Raw genomic sequence first — 6,158 nt, 5'->3', positions numbered from 1 at the left:
GCGCAAGCTCGATGTGGACCTCGAAGACTCCGGGTTCGCGCTGCAGCTGCTGTGCCTGCGGCTGGCCGTGGCCCTGTGCCATGCGCGCCGCGACCCGGACACCGAAGGCCTGCAGCTGCAGCTCAGGGGCAACCGCTTCCTGCTGGCGGCACGCCGCGGCTGGGCGGTGGGCTACCCGCAGTCGGCCCACCTGCTGCGCGAGGAAATGGTGGCCTGGCAAAAGACCCCATGGGAACTGGTGGCAGAGCTGCCGTGACCTGAAAAGAAAAACGGTATAAACTGTTTATACCGTTTTACTCTTTTTCATGCTATGACCAGCACTGCATCCACCACCCCTGCCGTCACCCCCACCCCGGCAGCGGCTCCCGCCGCCGCCCCCGCAGCCGCCAAGAGCACGGCAGCCACCAAGGCCGCCACCGCAGCGAAGGTCGCCAAGACCCCCAAGAAGTCCACCGCTGCCAAGCCTGCAGCCGCACCGAAGGCCGCCGCAAAGCCTGCCGCCCCTGCCAAGCCCGCCGCCAAGGCCAAGGCGGCTGCGCCCGCCGCCAGCAAGCCTGCCGCCAAGAGCGCGGCCCCCGCACCCGCCAAGGAAGCCAAGGCCAAGAAGCCCAAGCTCGTGCGCGACAGCTTCACCATCCCCAAGGACGAGTACGCCGTGGTCGAGACGCTCAAGCAGCGTGCCGCCACCCTGGCCCAGCCCGCCAAGAAGAGCGAGCTGCTGCGCGCCGGCCTCAAGCTCCTGGCCGGCCTGTCCGACACCGCCCTGCGCAGCGCCCTGCAGGCCGTGCCCTCGATCAAGACCGGCCGCCCGAAGGCCGACGCACCTGCGGCCAAGAACGGCCGCAAGTAAAAAAACGGCCCTTGGGCCGTTTTTTGTCCGGTGGCTGGTTCAGATGAATTCAGGGGACTGCACCGCCATCAGCACGGTCTGGCTTTCGTCGAGCCGCTGGCGCTGGCGCAGCCACCAGACGGCGCCCTTGCGCACCGCGCACTCCTGCGCCTGAAACCCCAGCAACGGGGCAATCGTCTGCCCCAGCACGGGCTGGTGGCCGACGATCAGCACGGCGCCCCGCGCGCGCGGCCACTGGGCCAGCTCTAGCAGGTCCTCCGGGGTGCCGCCGGGCAGCAGCTCGGCGCGCATCTTGAACTTGCGTCCCAGCGCATCGGCCGTCTGCTCGGTGCGCCGGGCCGGGCTGGCCAGCACGCGCAGCCCTTCGGGCAGTTGCCGGTCCAGCCAGGCGGCCATGCGGGCGGCCTGCTTTTCTCCACGCGGCGTCAATGCCCGCGTGAGGTCGTCCGTGCCGTCCTCCGCTTCCTCGGCCTCGGCATGGCGCCACAGGATCAGGTCCATCATCATGTTCCTTGCTGCGCCACCCGCGCCACCGGCGCAGACGGCCCATAGCGCACCATGAGCGCTGCCTGCGCGCCCTGCCCGTCCTCGGGCCGGGGCGCCCGGGCATAGGTACCGTCCGGGGTGAGCGTCCAGGCGTCGCGGTCGTCATGCAGGTAGGCCACCAGGCATTCGTCCACGATCTGGCGGCGCAGGCCCGGCTCGGTCACAGGCCAGGCCAGTTCCACGCGGCGCATCATGTTGCGGTTCATCCAGTCGGCGCTGGACAGGTACAGGTCTTCCTCGCTGCCGGCGCGGAAGTAGAAGACCCGCGTGTGCTCCAGGAAGCGCCCGATCACCGAGCGCACACGGATGTTGTCGGTCACGCCGGGCACCTGGGCCGCCAGCATGCAGGCCCCGCGCACGATCAGGTCGATGCGCGCGCCGCGCTGGCCGGCCACGATCAGCGCGCGCATCAGCGCCTCGTCGGTCAGCGCATTCATCTTGGCGACGATGCGCGCATCCTCCCCTCGGCTGGCGGCCAGGCCCACCTGCTCGATCTTCTCGATCATGCGGCGCTGCAGGTGGAAGGGCGCGAGCAGCAGCTTGCGCAGCTTGGGCGGCCGGTTCTGGCTGGCCAGGTGGTTGAACACGCCATCCATGTCGGCGGTGGTGTCCTCGTCGGCCGTGAGGTAACTGAGGTCGGTGTACAGGCGCGCGGTACGCGGGTTGTAGTTGCCGGTGGACAGGTGGCCGTAGCGGCGCAGCTGGCGCCCCTCGCGCCGGGTCACCAGCAGCATCTTGGCATGGGTCTTGAGCCCCACCACGCCGTACACCACCTGCGCGCCGATTGATTCCAGGGCCTCGGCCCAGTTGATGTTGGCCTCTTCGTCGAAGCGTGCCTTGAGCTCCACCACGGCCATGACCTCCTTGCCGCGGCGCACGGCCTCGGTCAGCAGGTCCATGAGCGCGGAGTCGGCGCCCGTGCGGTAGATGGTCTGCTTGATGACCAGCACCTGCGGGTCGTTCACCGCCTCGCGCAGGAAGGCCAGCACGCCATCGAAGCTTTCGAAGGGCTGGTGCATGAGCACATCGCGCTCCTGCAGCTGTTCCAGGATGGAGACGCCGCGCACCAGTTGACGCGGCCAGGCCGAGCGCCACGGGGGGAACAGCAGCGCGGGGTCGTTCACCAGGTCCACCAGCTGCGTCAGGCGCACCAGGTTCACGGGGCCGTGCACGCGGTACAGCGCCGGCTCGGGCAGGTCGAACTGTTCCAGCAGGAACTGCGACAGGAACTGCGAGCACCCGGCCGACACCTCCAGCCGCACGGCCTGGCCGTAGTGGCGGTGCTGCAGGCCCTGGCGCAGGGCCGTGCGCAGGTTGCGCACGTCTTCCTCGTCGAGCGCCAGATCGGAGTGGCGCGTGACGCGGAACTGCGAGAACTCGGTGACTTCGCGCCCGGGGAACAGGTCATCGAGGTGCGCGCGGATGATGCTGGAGAGGCTGACGAACAGCGACTCGCCCTTGCCGGCCAGGCGCTGCGGCATGCGCACCAGGCGCGGCAGGGCGCGCGGCACCTTGACGATGGCCACTTCGTTCTTGCGGCCGAAGGCATCCTGCCCCTGCAGCCGCACGATGAAGTTGAGCGACTTGTTGGCCACCTGGGGAAACGGGTGGGCCGGGTCGAGCCCCACCGGGATCAGCAGCGGGCGCACCTCGCGCATGAAGTACTCGTGCACCCAGCGGCGCTGGGTGGCCGAGCGCTCGCCGTGCGAGACGATGCGGATGCCGTGCCGGGCGAATTCGGGCACCAGGGAATCGTTGTACAGCGAGTACTGGCGCGCCACCAGGTCATGGGCCTTGGATGACAGCGCCACGAAGGACGCCGCCGTGTACACACCCTTGTCATCCCCGCTCTTGGCGGCCGTCAGGTGCGCGGCAGCGCGCACCTCGAAGAATTCATCCAGGTTGGAGGAAACGATGCACAGGTAGCGCAGGCGCTCCAGCAGGGGCACATCGGTGCGCACAGCCCAGTCGAACACCCGCTCATTGAAGTCCAGGATGCTGTGGTCCCGGTCCAGAAACATCGTTGCCACCGCCCCTTCCTGCGCAAGGGCAGGCACCACTGCGGCCTGGTGCGGAACTTCGGGGTCGGTGCCCTGCCGGTCTGCGGGTCGGTCGTCAGGGCGGTCACTCGGCTGGGTCACGTTGTTTTTCGAAAGAAGAGGAGGCATGGGGGCACGGAACCGGCACCGCTGGTACAGACAAACGCAGTGTATTGCGGGTGCTTAACGATTTGATGACAGTCGTGTGACAGAACCCGTGACAGACAGCGCCTCGTCATCACCGCGCTTGCGTGCAGGAACGAGAAATTGCTGGAACAGGCGGGCCGCGTGGGCCCAGGTGAACTCCAGCGCCCGGTTGCGCGCTTCGTGCCGTGGCACAGCCAGCGCGTTCTGGGCCGCGGTCATCAGGTCGGTGTCCAGCACGCCGCCGCGCGCCTGGCCGCCGGCATGGGCGCCCAGCACCTCCATCGGGCCGTCCTCGAAGTAGGCCGCCACGGGTGTCCCGCAGGCCATGGCCTCCAGCATCACTAGGCCGAAGGTTTCGGACCGGCTGGGGAAGACGAACACATCGGCCGCCGCGTACACGCCCGCCAGGGTGTCGCGGTCCAGGATGCCCAGCCAGCGTGCCTGGGGATAGCGGGCCTTCAGGCGCTCCTCCAGCGGCCCCACGCCGCAGATCACCTTGCTGCCCGGCATGTCCAGCTGCAGGAAGGCTTCGATGTTCTTCTCGTACGAGACGCGCCCCACGTACAGGGCGACCGGGTGGGCCAGCGCGCCCACCAGGGGATGGGGCGTGGCCTCGCCCTGGTAGCTGAAGGCGGCGGTGTCCACGCCGTGCGTCCACTGTCGCAGGTTGCGAAAGCCCCGGCGCTCGAGCATCTTGAGCACACCGACCGTGGGCACCATCACGCCCGAGGAGGGGCGGTGGAAATGCCGGAACAGCGCGTAACCCATGCCCAGCGGAATGTGCGCCGCCGCATTGAGGATCTCGGGGAAACGGGTGTGGAACGCCGTGGTGAAGGCCAGCTTGCGGCGCAGGCAATAGCTGCGCCCGGCCCAGCCGATGGGGCCTTCGGTCGCCAGATGGATGGCGTCGGGCTGCAGTTCGTCCAGGATGCGCTGGATTTCGCGCCCGGGGCGCACAGCCAGGTCGATGCCCGGGTACCCCGGGCAGGGGCGCGTCTTGAACATGCCCGGCTCGATCACGTGTACCTGGTGCCCGGCGCTCTCCATGTAGCGCACCAGCTCCACCAGGGTGGTGACCACGCCGTTGATCTGCGGGGCCCAGGCGTCGGACAACAAGGCGATTTTCATACGGCCATCTCGCTGCTGCGGGTTTGCGTGCTCGCCTGGTGCCCTGGCAGGCTGTGCCACTGCACCAGTTCCAGGCGGCCGTCCATGTGCTCGACCAGCGCCGTGTGGCTTTCCACCCAGTCGCCATCGTTGCAGTACAGGATGCCGTCGATTTCGCGCATCTCGGCGCGGTGGATGTGTCCGCACACCACGCCATCGTGGCCGCGGCGGCGGGCCTCGGCGGCCACGGCGACCTCGAAGTCCGTCACATAGTTGAGCGCCGTCTTCACCTTGCCCTTGAGATAGGCCGAGAGCGACCAGTACGGCAACCCCATGCGCGCACGCAGGGTGTTCAGGTGGCGGTTGAGCTTGAGCGTGAATTCGTAGAGGTTGTCGCCCACGTAGGCCAGCCACTTGGCGCACTGGATCACGCCGTCGAAGTAGTCGCCGTGCGTCACCCAGAGGGTGCGGCCGTCGGCCGTGGTGTGCACCGTGTCTTCGGCCACCTCGATGCCGCCGAACGAATGGCCGACGAAGGCCCGGGCGAACTCGTCATGGTTACCGGGCACGAACACCACGCGGCAGCCCTTGCGCGCACGGCGCAGCAGCTTCTGCACCACGTCGTTGTGGGCCTGGGGCCAGAACCAGCGGCGGCGCAGCTGCCAGCCGTCCACGATGTCGCCCACCAGGTAGAGGTGGTCGCTCGGATGGTGCTTGAGGAAGTCGAGCAGGCCCTCGGCCTGGCAGCCGGGTGTGCCCAGGTGCAGGTCGGAGATGAACACCGCGCGCAGGTGGCGGTGGCCCGGTGGATGCGCGTCGTCGGCGTCGGCGGCAGTGTCCTGCCCACCACCCACGTGTGCAGTCCAGTCGCCGAGCGCGTCGAACGCGGCGCGCATCAGGCCCCCAGGAAGTGCTTGCGGTAACGGGGGTGCAGGTCTGCCAGGCGCATCAGCATGGGCAGGTCTGCCGTGTTGAAGTCCGGGTCCCAGGCCGGGGCACCCAGCACCCGCGCACCCAGGCGCAGGTAGCCCTTGATCAGGGCCGGCGGCTCCACGAAGACCGAGCCATCGAGCCGCTCGACGGGCAGCGGCAGGCGGGGCAGCACGTGGTATTCGATGGGTGCCAGGTGCGTCTGGCGCACCTGGTTCCAGATGCTCGCGGCCGCATCGCCGCTGATCACGCCGTTGTGCAGCATGGGGATGCTGGCGCAGCCGATCATGGTGTCGAGTTGGTTGCGCACCATGAAGTCGGCCAGGGCGCTCCACAGGGCCATGATCACGCCGCCATGGCGGTGCTCAGGATGCACGCAGCTGCGGCCCAGTTCCACCATGCGCGGGCGCAGGGTGCGCAGGCGCGTCCGGACGAACTCCGCGTCGCGGTAGGTGCTGCCCCCGCGCCCGGCCTGCGCGGGGGTCAGCCCCCGGGAGGGCCCAATCACCAGCCGGCTGGCCGCATCGCGCACCAGGACG

6 protein-coding genes and 1 pseudogene are annotated in these 6,158 nt (G+C 68.9%); 2 read left to right on the top strand and 5 right to left on the bottom strand.

What is annotated here, in order from left to right; translation table 11 throughout:
- Together ACK59X_RS24525 and ACK59X_RS24520 are read left to right on the top strand one after the other, a co-directional pair.
- Nucleotides 1-256: pseudogene (locus ACK59X_RS24525) on the top strand (exopolyphosphatase); the annotation flags it as partial.
- Between the two features lie 54 nt (nt 257-310).
- Nucleotides 311-850, top strand: coding sequence for a hypothetical protein (locus tag ACK59X_RS24520; protein ID WP_409960968.1), 540 nt, complete (start codon nt 311-313; stop codon nt 848-850).
- Nucleotides 851-889: 39 nt separating this feature from the next.
- Here ACK59X_RS24520 and ACK59X_RS24515 read toward each other — a convergent pair whose 3' ends face one another.
- The 5 genes from ACK59X_RS24515 to ACK59X_RS24495 all read right to left on the bottom strand — a co-directional run.
- Nucleotides 890-1,354: a SixA phosphatase family protein gene (locus tag ACK59X_RS24515; RefSeq protein WP_409960970.1), complete on the bottom strand. Its 465-nt coding sequence runs from the start codon at nt 1,352-1,354 to the stop codon at nt 890-892.
- Nucleotides 1,354-3,417, bottom strand: a complete 2,064-nt coding sequence (ppk1, locus tag ACK59X_RS24510; RefSeq protein WP_409960969.1) for a polyphosphate kinase 1 — start codon at nt 3,415-3,417, stop codon at nt 1,354-1,356. Before ppk1 ends, ACK59X_RS24515 begins: the two co-directional genes overlap by 1 nt.
- 201 nt (nt 3,418-3,618) lie before the next feature.
- Nucleotides 3,619-4,710, bottom strand: a complete 1,092-nt coding sequence (locus ACK59X_RS24505) for a glycosyltransferase family 4 protein (RefSeq protein ID WP_409960967.1) — start codon at nt 4,708-4,710, stop codon at nt 3,619-3,621.
- A complete protein-coding gene (locus ACK59X_RS24500) occupies nt 4,707-5,585 on the bottom strand; it encodes a UDP-2,3-diacylglucosamine diphosphatase (protein WP_409960966.1) in 879 nt (292 codons plus the stop codon). Before ACK59X_RS24500 ends, ACK59X_RS24505 begins: the two co-directional genes overlap by 4 nt.
- The coding region (locus ACK59X_RS24495) for a GNAT family N-acyltransferase (protein WP_409960965.1) at nt 5,585-6,158 on the bottom strand (574 nt) is incomplete at its 5' end. The genes ACK59X_RS24495 and ACK59X_RS24500, both read right to left, overlap by 1 nt.

The organism is Acidovorax sp., assembly GCF_046339755.1.
Taxonomy (GTDB): domain Bacteria; phylum Pseudomonadota; class Gammaproteobacteria; order Burkholderiales; family Burkholderiaceae_C; genus Acidovorax.
The sequence above is the reverse complement of the archived record's forward strand: the minus strand, read 5'-3'. Positions and strand labels throughout refer to the sequence as shown.